The organism is Pseudomonas sp. B12(2026) (genome assembly GCF_057767015.1).
Genome location: NZ_CM173430.1, coordinates 4010433 through 4024035, shown reverse-complemented (window position 1 = coordinate 4024035; position 13603 = coordinate 4010433). Strand labels below are relative to the sequence as shown.

The window sequence follows — 13603 nt, the reverse complement described above, 5'->3', positions numbered from 1 at the left end:
GATGAGTCCCCTGGGCTGGATGGGCCTAACCAGGTGCCGTACTCAGTACGCGACGAGAGCAATTCGCATCCTCGCCATGTGTCGACACTCAAGGTCGAGAGTCCTCCTCTTTACGGCCCGGTGTAATACGGAATTTCGAATTTTTTCTTGAGGCTAAATGCGTCTAAACCGGGGCTTAGATAGGGGTGTTGCTTTAGCATTTGCTAGGCGTATGGTGAGGGGGTGTTCTGCTTGGTACGGTATGGGTCGATGGAGCTAGGCAGGCAGCCAACGCGGCATGTCACGCGTTTGCGTTCGCTCTTCATGGGGCACTCGTTGCCTCAGGTGTTTGGTTGTGCGCATAAACCCTATGCCCTAATGACCGCAGGGAATATGTGGGCTGATCGTCAAGTACTGAACGGACTGATGGACAATCCTTATCAAGACTGGCGGGTCTGTTTTCGGGGCGGAAAAATCCGAGATGAAGTGCGTATTCGCTTGTGCGCGGAGTTTCCGATGTTGTCCGAGGTCTATAATAATCCACTCTGGGATGTTCTAAGGGTGCTGGCCACTCAACAACCTACCGATAGCCTTGTGGAACACTTTAAACTGAACGGTCATGATATTGCCGGCTTCTCCAATCCAGACATGGAACGCCTTTGCGGCGTGCCGAGCTGGCAGCGCTTTGGATTGCTATTGGCGATGCTTTTCTCATTCTCTTTGAAGTGGCAGCTGCACAGTCTATGGTTGCAGAAGAATTTTTCGAATTACTTTGAGATAGCTTGTTTGCGCGAACCACTTTGCTTCGTTTCGACGGAACTGTATGAAGTGCTGAGTTCTCTGCTCGCTAAGCGTCAGGATATCGTCATAAATAATTGGCCAGAAACCGCCGAAGCACTTCATCAATCCATCAAATTCAGGAATTATTTGTTTTGCCTGATGCGTGAAATGCAGTGGGCAAAAGACGCGGATGATCGAGGCTATGAACTACTCTGGAAGCTAATGGATCGTCATTGGGCTTGCGAACTCAAGGTGCTGCTGATTGACAGTACGCAGGGGAGTAGAAGGCCCTGTTCCACTGCGTTGCTGCAAAGTGCGAGACGGGCACTAGACTACCAGCGGCGAACTCAACTGCAGTTTGTCGCGTAGGGTGCACACCAAGGCGTCACTCTTACCGGGTCTCTTGTCTGGCGAGGGTACTGGCCTGAGCAATTCGTTCAGGAAGCGTGTGTTGCAGTACCGTCTGCAACTGTTCGATTTGACGGCGCTGGTCACGCAACTGGTGTTGTTGCACGCGTAGCGCTGTTAGGTGCGGACGGAGGCGCTTTTTCAGCGATGATGCTTCTTCCTCTGCATCCAACCGCGCGCGTTGCAGATGTGCCTGTTCGGTGTTCCATGCCGCTTGGCTCTGTTCGATTTGCGCGTGCAGTTCGCGCAGTTCCCGCTCCTTCTCAAACTCCCGCTGAGTCAGCATTTGAGCTTCGGCGATGAGTCGTTCATTGGCGCGATTGAGGGCGACGACATCGTTTTGCTGGCTCATCAACTGGTCTCGCACGATGCGAAGCTCCTTCTTTAACTGTTGGAGTTGCGCTTCATGGCGGCTCAGTTCTTGGGTTCTTAGCTCCTGTTGGTGTTGCCGATAATGTTCGAGGGAGTCGCGCGCATGTCGAAGCTTCTCTTCTAGCGATCGCAGCTGTGCCGCACGCTCCTCCAGCAACAGTTGAGCATTGGTGTCGGCTTGCAGTAGGCGGCGAATCTCGACTTCCCCGTGTTGCTGTTGATTCAGCAACAGGTGTTCACGCTCACGTTGCTCTTGCGCCAGTTGCTTCAGCTGGCTGACTTGCTCCTGCAACTGCTGGATCCGCTCGACCTGAAGTTGTCGTTGATGGCGAAACTCCTCCTTCTCTCTCGCCAGGGCTTCGCGTTGCGTGATGATCGCGTCCTCGGCCGCGGCCTGCAGACGTTCCGCCACGGGTAGCAAGAGATGCTCGAGCTCCCGAATCAACGAGGGCGTTGGATCAGGTCTAGGCTGATTAATGAGTTCCTTCAGATAGCGTTGAATGGTGCTTTTGGATCCGGTGTTACCTAGCTCGATACGGACGTTGTCGATGGTAGGGCGCAAGCCTCGCGCAAGCAGCGCATCGCGAGCCTGTTTGACCAAGGCTTTGTTGACTCCGGCATTGGCCATGGCGACCTCCGACAATTTCGTAGCGTGTCATGGAGTATGGAATTACAGGTGTACTGCCGCCGAATTTTGGCATCAACAGCTGACGAACTGACGTTAGAGAATTGGGATTTCTCTAACGTGAGGCGTGAAAAGCACCGTTATAGGCGGTTATTCGGTACGCGGGAGGTGGCTCATGGCGACTGACCGGGTGACGCACTATATCCAGGCCGGCACGCGTGACAGTACGCTGCGCCGCTATCGCCAGGCCCTGGAGCATTTCGAGGTGGTCTGGGGTGGTTTCCTGCCGGCGACTGCCGAGTCTGTTGCGGCCTACCTGGCGGACTACGCCGGTGAGTTGTCGAGCAGCACGCTGCGCGGGCGTTTGGCGGCGTTGGCGAAATGGCATACGCGCAATGGCTTTGTCGATCCCACCAAATCGTTGCGGGTGCGCGAGGTGTTTCGTGGTATCCGAGCCGAACATCCGCAGGTGGAGCGGCAGGCAGAACCGTTGCAACTGCAGGCGTTGAACCAATGTGTGGAATGGTTGGAGCAGTGCGAGCAGTCGGAGGATGCCGCTGAACGACTGCGCGCTCACCGTGATCGCGCGCTGATCCTATTGGGCTTCTGGCGGGCCTTTCGCAGCGACGAGCTGTGCCGACTGCAGGTGGAACACATCCACGTGCAGCCGTCGCGAAAGCTCGTGGTCTTCGTCCCGCGCAGCAAGGGGGATCGCGAGAACCGCGGGCAACACTTCAGCGTACCGGCCTTGCAGCGTTTGTGCCCGGTGCAGGCCTATGAGACCTGGCTGGCCGTTTCTGGCCTGCAGCAGGGGCCGGTGTTTCGGGCGCTGGATCGCTGGGGGCATCTGGCCGAGGAGGCGCTGCACCCGAACAGCGTGTCACGCATCTTGCGCCAGGCGCTGCTGCACAGTGGTTTGGCGGCTGAGCGTTATAGCAGCCACTCGCTGCGTCGTGGTTTTGCGACCTGGGCCAGCGACAATCGCTGGAGTCAGAAGGCCCTGATGGAGTATGTCGGCTGGCGTGATGGGCGTTCGGCCTTGCGCTATATCGAGCCGGAGATGCCCTTCGGCGAATTGCTGCGCCAGCCCTCCCGGTCGTGACGCGCCAGGGGGAAGGTGGCTGAAGAAAAAATCGACCAGAACCCCCGAAGTGAAGATTTTCTGCGGGGAGTGAGGAAAACTTTCAGGCGGGCGGCGGCCGTGAAGATTTCCTTGCGGCAAGAGGACTGCCGACAAGCATTGCGCGAGGAGTCGTACTACTCAGGTTGGCCATTTGCGCGCATGCTGCATTCAAAGGGGCGGACAACGAGGGGTGTTATGGACGCCGTGGATTTACCGAGGATGTCGGTACCAGCGCTGATGGAGTACCTGCGCGCTGCGGATGGAGTAAGCGTTTCGCTGGAGCGCTACCTTCAGGTGTTCGCCATGCACCCGGAAACCTTGGCGGCTCGGGCGGGCGTGACGTGCAGGGAGCTCTCGCATACGCCGGAGTCGGCGCCAGTGCAGGCGTTTATCCGGGATGCGCTGCGGGTGGTACTGATGTTAGCGGAGAGTGGTTCCTCGCTCGACCGCGTGATTTTCTGTTTCCGTAACGAGCCGCTGCCGGCCTTCGATTATCGAACGGCAGAAGAGTTGGTCAGTGCGGGCAAGACCGACCACGTACTCCAGTTCATCGAGTCTTGGCTAGCAGGGGCTCAAGGATGAGTCGCAAGGCTTCCCTTGGCCCCTCTGCCTATGTCTATGTGGCGTGTTATCGAACACTCCTCAGGGCAGTGGATCGCCGTTATGACGTTCGTGGCTATCTACTGCATGACATGGTGCTGCTATGCCTCGCGAATCATGGCCGGCTGCCACCGGCAAGACGATGCTGTTACCGGGAGTTTGTCCAAGATGAGGCCCTTGATTATCTGGAGCGCATGGCAACTTGGCTACTCTATGGGGCCATGGGACTGCTGGGGCCGAACCGAATAGTGAGCGTTAGTTCTACAGGCGCTGATTAACGTCTACCAGTCTTGGGGGGCGTGGTCTGTTGAATCTCCTGGAGGAAGCGGTTGCGCCGTCTTGAAGGCTGCAACCGTCTCGTTGTTCGATGACTCGGGCATGGGAGCGCGCCATACTTGCATGTGGCGAGGAGAGTGCGCTTAGTCTTTCCCGAGGTGAGGTTATGACCGCTGTTGGGCGAAGACGACCAACTGCCATTGAATCTTACCGGCCCCTGGTGCGTGTTGGTGATGGTTTTGTGGCGGCAGTGTGTGCCCCTTGGCAATTGCGATTTCATCTCCGCAGGCGGTGCATCGGTAAATTCCCGGATTGGTTGCCGTTGCGCCGGGCGCGTGTGTTTCATCAAAGGCGGGATGATTGTTCTGCTGCAAGATTTGCGAATATTTATATTGGGCCATAGTTGTCTGTTCTCGCTGTTTTTAGTTCTCTTCGCAGCGTATAAAGTGCTCGCTGTTCTTGATGTACATTTCTATTCGTTGGTTTTCCCAATGATATTTTTCTGTTTTCTTGTATGAAATGGATGGTTTCCAGATACCGAAAAAGATGTACTCCTCCCCTGGGTTGAAATGTGTGGCGAGATCGGGAGTGGTGACAACGATCTGGGGTTGAGGTTTCTTGATGACGTTCTGGGCGTTTGGGCTGACAAATGGGGGGACGAGCTTGAGTGTATGATATTTCCGTTGGGTCGAAGGCTGCTCGATTCTGTCAATGTGGCCGTTAATAGCTAGGGGAATGGTGTATTGGTCTTTGGGGTAGTACTTGAGAAAAGTATGGAGATTCTCATGGTCAAAGAAAAATCTTGACCACGGGACTTTCATTCCTTTGTGATCTAGGGTGATGAGTTCCTTTAGTTCTTCATTGTTTGCGCAAAGATTGCGAAGCTCAAGTATCTGTTTGAGTGTTTTTAAATAGGTGCTGAGCTTCCCATGGCTGGAGTAGCTCTTCTCTGGGGTGTCTGGGCGCGGTGGTCTAGCTTTTCGTTCGAAAGCCGCCTTTGTAGACTCCCAATATGCATTTTGCAGAATGTGGAGACGCAATTCGTAGCGTGCGTTTTCGATCGCGCCAAATAAGTCGGAATCAGATTCTCTTGCAACAACCGAAAGCGCACCTTTCAAGTTGTATTTACAGTTCTGGTGATGCTCTGAGCTCTTCTTCAGGCGATAGCAAGGGAGAACCTCTATCGTCTGGTCAGCGCATTTTCGAAGGTGTCGTTTGACAAAGCTTATTTCTGCATTGCACACATGGGAGTCGCAGTAGGGTTGGGGGCTTGTGCTGAGCGCTTCATACTGTAGCGCAGTGATGCCGCCCAACCCTTGGATGAGTGCTCGAGGTATCTTGCTCCCCACAGGATCTCCTTGCTATGACTGTATCTCTACTGAATACACTCCTGTGTTTTGCGGAGGAATGCAAGCCTCCGCTACCCTGCTAGGGATTAGACATTCGTTGTGTTTGTTTCCGAAGAGAGCTAACTGTGAGGGTAACTTTTGCATCACTGCTACGAATCGTAGCAGCAATACTCGATTCGACTACCGTAGAGGTCATCCCATATGCTGGTGTGGCTGTGCGGTCGTACTGCTTGTGAAGTTGGCGCTTGTTGTGGCGTGTCTTTTTGTAGAGACGTTGGTTGGCAGCGCACTGGACAGAGAAGAGAAATACTTGGCGATGATCTCCCTTTGGTGCGTAGATTACTTCTACGGTATAGTCTGAACGCTGAGTTAATCCCTTGGGTAGGGATAGTTAAATGTCAAAGCTTGTCGAGTTCCGAGCCGCAGAGAAGGCGCTGGCTGAACAGCTGGCACACTTGGAGTCACTGAAAAACGATGCCGCGCTCAAGGCAGAAATCGAGTTCGAAACGAAAATCAAGGAACTGATGGCGGCCTATGGAAAATCGCTACGAGATATAGTTTCGATTCTCGATCCGGAGACGGTACGTGAAGCCGGTGTGCGTGGCGCTCGCATATCTCAATCGACGCGACGTGCGCGTGCTGTCAAGGTGTATAGGAATCCGCATACTAGTGAGATGGTAGAAACCAAAGGTGGTAACCACAAGGTATTGAAAGCCTGGAAAGCGGAGTATGGCAACGATGTCGTTGAGTCCTGGTTACAAAGCTGATCCGCTGGCTCGCTACGCTTTTGCAGCGTGAGGGGCTGCGACAGGAAGTTGAGGAGGCAGTATAGAAACGACCACTCCTGTCGCAGTATTGACTCCGGAGCTGTACTTCATCTTCCGCTGCATCCTAATGACTTGCTTGTTACTCTTTTGTATTGGCATGGCAATCTGGTTTTCGCTGATCCCCTTGAGTCGCGCCACCAAACACAGTCAAACCGCGAAGCCAGCCTCAATGGTTTCAAGCATATGTATGGTGGTGGTCAGAGTAGGCTGATCGTTATGCCAGTATGCCAGCTAAGAAGAGGTGAGCAGCTCCGCTGAAAAAAGATGTGAACACTTGCTCCTATGTCGGGGGCAGTCCATTGCTGGCACCCTGTTAGGAGTCGTCAAATCGCCTGAGGTGGCAACTGCTGCAGACAGTTGCTTCGAGCTTAGCCCTCGCCGTGCATTTAGCCCCACCAAAGTCACCGCCAACCATCACTCCCGCAGCTGTCATCCGTGCTTTTCGGGAGCATCGCTCTGTGGCTCGAGTGAAGCTGTTCGGGGTGCAGTAGTATCTGTGCGTGCCCGTTGGCCATGGTGTTTCCTACCACCTGCCATGCGCTGATCGGGGGGGAGGAGCCTTGGCTGGCACATCGCTACCAGCGAGCAGAAGGTTTCGAAGCGGCCGGCGAGAGTCCAGAAGATACCTATATGGGCAGCGTTACGCATGATGTCATCGATTGTTTATTACGATACACTTGAACAGTATTTTGTATTTCGTTCATGATTTGGGGCTCCTAATGCTGTCTGCCAGCAATGACCCATAGCGAGAAATGACAGCTTCCAGTCTTTTCGATCAGATGGATTTGTTAGATAGGGTGGCAAACTGATGGTGCATTATTCAAATAAAAACTTCGTGCCTGGCCAGAATATAGGTTTCATGTTGGTCAAGGCGCGGAACATTGTCTCGTGTGAGGCGGATGCTGCCCTGAAGGAACTGGGGGTTACTGGGCAGCAAATGGGCGTGCTGTTAACTCTACGCCGAGGTGAGGCGATTACCTCGGTGGCGCTATCCAAACTCTTCTGTATCGACACTGGTTCGGTCTCACGCATGCTTGACCGGCTTGAGAGCAAAGGACTCGTTCGTCGCATCCGGAGTACCGAGGACCGTCGAGTGATCGTCCTGCGCCTGACTCCGGAGGGGGAGCGAATAGCTGACAGGGGGACTGAGTTCATAGTCCCTTTGCTGAATTCTCGGCTATCGAGGTTCAGTGAGGAAGAGTTCTCCGAATTTTTCCGCTTTCTTCAGATGTTTCTATCTGACTGATCATTAGAGAAATAGGCTGTGTGCTTACGATGCAGATGTGAATGCGAATTCGTGGGCTTCTTTCAAGCGAGGTGGTTTGCCAGGATGAAGCTGAATCGGCCAATTTTCTTTGCTTAGCCCCCTATGTAGACTGCACGTGGTACATCCGTCTTGGGGGCTAGGTTCACCATGCGCCGGCAGTACTCATTTTTGAAATTTCTGATATGTAATACCCACTACTGCAAGTTGTGTCAGAAATTCGACCAACGCGTCGAGCCGGCGGCTTGGTAGGCGCCATTCCGGATAATCGTCAAGGATAGTCATTACACTACGAACGACCAACGTCAGTTTTCCCTCATCCCTAACATACTTGCTCGATATTTGCTTGATGATTCCCCGCATATGCTCAATCTGAGCCAGTCGAATTACCATTATCGCGTTCTTTTGCTCGTTGGTGAGCTGGCGGAGTTCTAGGCGAGATAATACCTGCCTGCCGTGATTAGCAAGACTGAAGTGCACATGTGAATGGATATATTGCCGTAGGCGCTGCAAGCCGCTGGCATTACTCGGATCTTCTGCCCGGAGTGTGTCCAGCAGATCTGACTCATGCTCTTCGATTAGCTCGAACAGCAATGCCTGCTTGCTGTCCATGTGGTTGTATAGCGATCCGGCCTGCATGCCGAGAGCATTGGCGAGCTGGCGCAGGCTGACGCTCTGGAAGCCTTGCTCGACGAACAGCTGGAGTGCCACCCGACGAAGTCTTTCGTGAGCGCAAGGCTGTTTGACCAATTGCGGCTTTGTGTATTCCTCGTGCCGATATAGCATCGATTCGGCGGCTGGGCAGTCGGACTCGGCAGTCGATATGGTTTGTTTCACGATTAATCTCGATGCAGCGTCAAGGCAAGCCCCTGGCCTCCGCCGATGCACAGCGTGACAAGGCCCTTCCTGGCATCGCGGCGGATCATTTCGTACAGGAGGGGAACCAGTACCTGGCAGCCGGAAGGGTCGATCGGGTGGTCAAGAGCGATGGCACCACCATTGACTTTGTCGATGTCCCAACCCTGCTCCCCGCCAACTGACAGAGCCTGCGCGGCGAAGGTTTCGTTGGCTTCTATCAGGTCGAGATCGGCCAGTGCCCAGCCGGCCTTTTCCAGGTATTTGCGGCTGGCTGGGACCGGCCAACACCCATGATTCCCATCGCGGCAGCGGATCGTCTGGGCCGCCATGGCGACTGTCTCAGACCCGACCCGCACAGCTTGCTCATGGGCGGGCACGACATAAGGCAGCCCGGCAGTGATTGCCGCCCGGCGTGCCGGATTCTGTCCGCAGCCCTCGATAAGCACCTGGCAGAGAATCACTTCATCTACGTAGGTTGTAGCCAAGCCTGTTTTGTCTAGCAGGGTGCGGATTACGGCGCTGCCTAATTCGACGGCACTGAAGTCGGCCAGGCTGTCCTGGAAGACACCGATGGCGGTACGGTCGGCGGCGACGACGTCTTGCATGCTACCTCTCCGAATAAAACTGTCTTCGGCCCGAGCTCTCGTCGTGGTCACAACTGGGTGACCTGGATGTGTGCACTCATGCCAGTTGTCTGAGTGGCGTCGTGGAACTGTGCTTCACCACGCAACCGGGCTAGCAATCGTGTCTTGCGCTCTTCGGCGTGGGCTAGATAGCGCTCCTTGACCTGGCCATAGCCGCGTACGGCATCCGGCAATCGAGCTAGCTCCACCGCAGCGGCAAAGTTGTCGGTAGTGAAGCGGGCCAGCACTTCGTCGAGGATCGCCTCGTAGCTTTCCAGCCATGCGCGCTCGACCTTGCGCTCATGGGTGCGAGCGAAGGGGTCGAGCCAGGTGTTACGCAGGCGCCGGAAACGGGCGAGCAGGCGGAAGCCCTTGAGCATCCATGGACCGAAGCTGCGCTTGGCCGGTTCTACACCCGGTGCAGTCTTGTTGAGCAGTGGTGGGGCCAGATGGAAGTTCAGGTGGTAATTGCCCTCGAAGGTTGCCTCGATCTTACGAATGAACTCGTCGTTGGCGAAAAGACGGGCTACTTCATACTCGTCCTTGATCGCCAGTGCCTTGAAGTAATAGCGCGCCACTGCCTCGGTGAGGGCGCCGGGCTGGCCATTGAGGGTGCTTTCCGCGACGCTGAAGCGTTCGACGCGCTTACGATAGCGCTCGGCGTAGGCAGCGTCCTGATAGTCGGTCAGGAACTTGGTGCGCCGGGCAACGATCTCGTCCAGGTTCTGCGACAACTGCCGGTCGCGGCTCTCGACCCTGCCCGCTGCGAGCAACTGGCGTACTCGTTGCGAGTCAACTGCGTAGCGGCGGCCCCAGACGAAGGCAGTGCGATTGAACTCAACCGCCGTGCCGTTAAGTTCGATGGCCTCCAGCAGGGCCGTCTCGCCTATCGGCAACCAACCTTTCTGGTAGGCATAGCCGAGCATGAGGGTATTAGTGGCGATGGAGTCGCCCATCAGAGCGGTAGCGATCGCGCTGGCATCGACAAATTCCGCCCGCTCCGCGCCGACTGCTTCGTTGATTTGTGCGGCCATTTCGTGACTGCGGAAGCGAGGGTCGGGGTTTTCCAGCAGGTCACCGGTTTCCGCCTGGCGGGCGAAGGTGCGGACGAAGGCGCTGGTGATGCTTTCTTCGCTGTTGATCAGGGCTTGACTGACGCCCTGGCGCAGCTTGGCCAGGGTCTCTGTGTTGGCACTCACCACCAGGTCGCAGCCCAGCAACAGGCTGGCCTCGCCCTCTGCGATGCGGGGGGCGAACAGTTGTTCCTGGCGAGCGGCGATGCGGATGTGTGACCAAACCGCGCCACCTTTCTGCGCCATCCCGGCCATGTCCAGGTTCAGCACGCCCTTGCCCTCAAGGAAAGCTGCCATACCCAGGAGGGCGCCGATGGTGACCACTCCGGTGCCACCGACGCCGGTGACTAGGATGCTGTAGGGCTGCCCGAGGTCGGGCAGCAACGGCTCGGGAAGCTCCCAGACATCCCCGGCGCTCTGCACCAGCGCTTTGGGCTTGCGCAGCCGGCCGCCTTCGACGGTGACAAAGCTTGGGCAGAATCCAGAGAGGCAGGTGAAGTCCTTGTTGCAGGACGACTGGTCAATCTCTCGCTTGCTACCGAACTCGGTCTCCACTGCGACTACCGACATGCAGTTGGACTTATTACTGCAATCGCCGCAGCCTTCGCAAACCGCCTCGTTGATCACTACCCGTCGCGCTGGATCGGGAAATTTGCCGCGCTTGCGACGGCGGCGTTTCTCGGCAGCACAGGTTTGGTCATAGATGATCGCGGATACACCGGGAAATTCACGCAGCTGCTTCTGCACTTCTTCCATCAGGTCGCGATGCCGGACCGGTACCCCGGCTGCCAGGTCGTGTACCTCCTGGTATCTGTCCGGATCGTCGCTGACTACCACGATACGCTGAACGCCTTCGGCGGCGAGTTGTCGGGAGATCTGCGCCACGCTCAGGCTGCCGTCCACCGGTTGCCCTCCGGTCATCGCCACAGCATCGTTGTAGAGGATCTTGTAGGTGATCGGCACCTTGGCCGCCACGGCCGCGCGGATGGCTAGCAGGCCAGAGTGGAAATAGGTGCCATCGCCGAGATTGGCGAACACGTGGCGGGTTTCTGTGAATGGCGCCTGGCCGACCCAGGCCACGCCTTCGCCGCCCATCTGGCTGAAGGTCTCGGTGCGCGGATAGATCCAGGCCGCCATGTAGTGGCAGCCGATGCCTGCCAGAGCTCGGCTGCCCTCCGGTACTTTGGTTGAGGAGTTGTGAGGACATCCGGAGCAGTAGTGCGGTACCCGCTCCATCAGGTTGCTGAATTGCTGCTTGCAACCGAACTGGGCGTCTAGCACCGCCAGGTGCATCTGTAACGGACCGTGCGGGTGCATGCGCAAGATGCGCTTGGCCAGGGCTCGGGCGATCTGCGCCGGCGTCAAGTCGTTGATTGCCGGCAGCAGCCAATCGGTGTGCGGCAGGCTCCACTCGCCCTTGTCGTCGAACTTGCCGACGATGCGCGGGCGCACATCCTCGCGCCAGTTGTACAGCTCCTCCTTGAGCTGGTACTCGATCATGTGGCGCTTTTCCTCGACCACCACGATCTCTTCCAGCCCTTCGGCGAACTGGCGCACTCCCTCGGCCTCTAGCGGCCAGACCATGCCGACCTTGTAGACTCGCAGGCCTATCCGCTCGGCCTGCTCCTGGTCGATTCCGAGAATCTCCAGCGCCTGGCACACATCCAGATAGGACTTGCCGGAGGTGATGATGCCGATGCGTGCCCGACTCGAGTCCAGAGTCACTCGGTTGAGGCCGTTGGCCCGGGCATAGGCGGCGGCTGCGTAGAGTTTGTGCTCCAGCAATCGCTGTTCCTGGGCCAGCGGTGGGTCCGGCCAGCGGATGTTGAGTCCGCCTTCGGGCAGAGCGAAATCGGGAGTGACCGGCTGCACGCGATTGATGTCAAGGTCGACGATGGCCGCGCTTTCTACGGTATCGGCTACCGCCTTGAGCGCTACCCAGCACCCGGAGTAACGCGACATGGCGAATCCGTGCAGACCATAGTCAAGGTACTCCTGCACGCCGGATGGTGCCAGCACCGGCATCATCACGGCCTTGAATATGTGTTCGGTCTGGTGCGGAAGCGAGGAGGAGCGAGCACCGTGGTCATCGCCGGCAATGGCCAGCACGCCGCCGAAGCGTGAGGTACCGGCGGCATTGGCGTGACGGAATACATCGCCGCAGCGGTCCACGCCGGGGCCCTTGCCGTACCAGATACCAAACACGCCGTCGTGCTTGGCGCCGGGGAACAGGTTGACCTGCTGGGTACCCCACAACGAGGTGGCCGCGAGGTCTTCATTGACCCCCGGCTGGAACAACACCTGGTGCTGCTTGAGGTGGTCGCGGGCTTTCCACAGCGCCTGGTCGAAGCCGCCGAGGGGGGAGCCGCGATAGCCGGAGATAAAGCCTGCGGTGTCGAGGCCGCTGTCGAGGTCGCGCTGGCGTTGCATCAATGGTAGCCGGACCAGTGCCTGGATCCCTGTCATCAGGGCCTTTCCGGTCTGCTGGACGTACTTGTCTTCCAAGGAGAGTGGTGTGCTCACGGCTAACCTCCAATTGTTCTTGTCGTTGCGACCGCGCCAGGACGTCTCGCATTTTGTTGAACGAATTATTGGTTAGTGTTCATTTTTTGTTGAGTGATAAAAATTACTTATAGGTATCTGAAAATCTAATGCCTTGGTTTTCGCCTGTGCTTTTCGGCAATAGATTTCTGTGTTTCGGCGATACCCCGATTCGTTGTTTCCGGCCCCGCCCTTCCCGTCTACTAGTACTGCGGTCGTGCCGAGAGACCGTCAGCACCGGCTGAAAATAACAACGAGCAAGACGGAGACTGCTGATGTCGAGTGCCAACCTGATCTGGGGCCATTTGCTGCTGGGTATGCTGGCGGCTCTGGCGTGTGGGGGCATGGTCCAGGCGCAGGAGTTCGAAACTGCCAACCCGGACCTGAAGCTGCGCAGGGACAATACTCTGCGCTACAACCTTGGGGTCCGGACTGAAGGGCGTGATAGTGCCCTGGCCAATAACGCCACCTACGATGAGTCCGATTCGAAGTTTGATCGTGGGGGCGTGGTGACCAACCGCGTTGACCTGATGAGCGAATTCGAACTGACCTGCCGGGAGTACCATGGCTTCCGCGTCAGCGGTGCAGCCTGGTATGACCAGGCCTATGCCGATACGGATGTCGAGACGGCCTCCGGTAACGTCTACTACGCCGGCGCGGGGGCTGGCTCGAGTACCTCCAGTTACAGCGGCAGGCACTGCTCCGGATTCACAAAGCGCTATCACCGAGGCTTGAGCGGCGAGCTGCTTGATGCTTTTGCCTTCACCCGCTTCAACCTCGGCGACGTACCGATCAGCGTACGTGCAGGTCGTCATACGGTGTATTGGGGCAATGGGGTGCTGATCGCCGGCCATGCAGTGTCCTATTCGCAGGCCCCGTTGGATGGACGCAAGGCGGTTAGCAGC

General features: G+C 56.8%; 10 protein-coding genes and 1 pseudogene. 6 read left to right on the top strand and 5 right to left on the bottom strand.

What is annotated here, in order from left to right; translation table 11 throughout:
• Positions 1-288 precede the first annotated feature (288 nt).
• Positions 289-1128: a type 2 periplasmic-binding domain-containing protein gene (locus AC3B6A_RS18565; RefSeq protein ID WP_488398580.1), complete on the top strand. Its 840-nt coding sequence runs from the start codon at positions 289-291 to the stop codon at positions 1126-1128.
• A 22-nt stretch (positions 1129-1150) separates the two neighbouring features.
• Here AC3B6A_RS18565 and AC3B6A_RS18560 read toward each other — a convergent pair whose 3' ends face one another.
• The gene (locus AC3B6A_RS18560) at positions 1151-2167 is read right to left on the bottom strand and encodes a DNA-binding protein (RefSeq protein WP_061562293.1); all 1017 of its coding nucleotides are present in this window, start codon (positions 2165-2167) and stop codon (positions 1151-1153) included.
• A 172-nt stretch (positions 2168-2339) separates the two neighbouring features.
• Between AC3B6A_RS18560 and AC3B6A_RS18555 the strand changes: the two genes are divergently transcribed.
• Both AC3B6A_RS18555 and AC3B6A_RS18550 read left to right on the top strand, forming a co-directional pair.
• Positions 2340-3266 carry a site-specific integrase gene (locus tag AC3B6A_RS18555; RefSeq protein ID WP_058490489.1) on the top strand — a complete coding sequence of 309 codons (927 nt, stop codon included), beginning with the start codon at positions 2340-2342 and terminating at the stop codon, positions 3264-3266.
• Between the two features lie 216 nt (positions 3267-3482).
• Positions 3483-3869 (top strand): hypothetical protein, encoded by a 387-nt coding sequence (locus tag AC3B6A_RS18550; RefSeq protein WP_058490487.1) that lies wholly within the window; start codon positions 3483-3485, stop codon positions 3867-3869.
• 716 nt (positions 3870-4585) lie between these two features.
• Here AC3B6A_RS18550 and AC3B6A_RS18545 read toward each other — a convergent pair.
• Positions 4586-5512, bottom strand: a complete 927-nt coding sequence (locus tag AC3B6A_RS18545; RefSeq protein ID WP_064987638.1) for a hypothetical protein — start codon at positions 5510-5512, stop codon at positions 4586-4588.
• A gap of 395 nt (positions 5513-5907) precedes the next feature.
• Here AC3B6A_RS18545 and AC3B6A_RS18540 point away from each other — a divergent pair, with 395 nt between their 5' ends.
• Complete coding sequence (locus AC3B6A_RS18540; protein WP_082816379.1) at positions 5908-6279, top strand: histone-like nucleoid-structuring protein, MvaT/MvaU family; 372 nt, start codon at positions 5908-5910, stop codon at positions 6277-6279.
• Positions 6280-7147: 868 nt separating this feature from the next.
• Positions 7148-7585, top strand: coding sequence for a MarR family winged helix-turn-helix transcriptional regulator (locus tag AC3B6A_RS18535; RefSeq protein WP_061562292.1), 438 nt, complete (start codon positions 7148-7150; stop codon positions 7583-7585).
• Between the two features lie 183 nt (positions 7586-7768).
• On the opposite strand, the gene AC3B6A_RS18530 is transcribed toward AC3B6A_RS18535, so the two are convergent.
• The 3 genes from AC3B6A_RS18530 to AC3B6A_RS18520 are packed head-to-tail and all read right to left on the bottom strand — an operon-like array spanning position 7769 to position 12680.
• A complete protein-coding gene (locus AC3B6A_RS18530) occupies positions 7769-8440 on the bottom strand; it encodes a TetR/AcrR family transcriptional regulator (protein ID WP_082816378.1) in 672 nt (223 codons plus the stop codon).
• A 2-nt stretch (positions 8441-8442) separates the two neighbouring features.
• Positions 8443-9066 (bottom strand): thiolase family protein, encoded by a 624-nt coding sequence (locus AC3B6A_RS18525; RefSeq protein ID WP_058490479.1) that lies wholly within the window; start codon positions 9064-9066, stop codon positions 8443-8445.
• Positions 9067-9113: 47 nt separating this feature from the next.
• Positions 9114-12680 carry an indolepyruvate ferredoxin oxidoreductase family protein gene (locus AC3B6A_RS18520; RefSeq protein ID WP_058490477.1) on the bottom strand — a complete coding sequence of 1189 codons (3567 nt, stop codon included), beginning with the start codon at positions 12678-12680 and terminating at the stop codon, positions 9114-9116.
• A gap of 293 nt (positions 12681-12973) precedes the next feature.
• Here AC3B6A_RS18520 and AC3B6A_RS18515 point away from each other — a divergent pair.
• A pseudogene (locus AC3B6A_RS18515) lies at positions 12974-13582 on the top strand (DUF1302 domain-containing protein); the annotation flags it as partial.
• Positions 13583-13603: the final 21 nt, after the last annotated feature.

Excerpts from the sequence above, each read along its gene's own strand:
- AC3B6A_RS18560 (WP_061562293.1), bottom strand. The coding sequence starts at position 2,167 with ATGGCCAATGCCGGAGTCAACAAAGCCTTGGTCAAACAGGCTCGCGAT.
- AC3B6A_RS18555 (WP_058490489.1), top strand. The coding sequence starts at position 2,340 with ATGGCGACTGACCGGGTGACGCACTATATCCAGGCCGGCACGCGTGAC.
- AC3B6A_RS18525 (WP_058490479.1), bottom strand. The coding sequence starts at position 9,066 with ATGCAAGACGTCGTCGCCGCCGACCGTACCGCCATCGGTGTCTTCCAG.
- AC3B6A_RS18535 (WP_061562292.1), top strand. The coding sequence starts at position 7,148 with ATGGTGCATTATTCAAATAAAAACTTCGTGCCTGGCCAGAATATAGGT.
- AC3B6A_RS18550 (WP_058490487.1), top strand. The coding sequence starts at position 3,483 with ATGGACGCCGTGGATTTACCGAGGATGTCGGTACCAGCGCTGATGGAG.
- AC3B6A_RS18540 (WP_082816379.1), top strand. The coding sequence starts at position 5,908 with ATGTCAAAGCTTGTCGAGTTCCGAGCCGCAGAGAAGGCGCTGGCTGAA.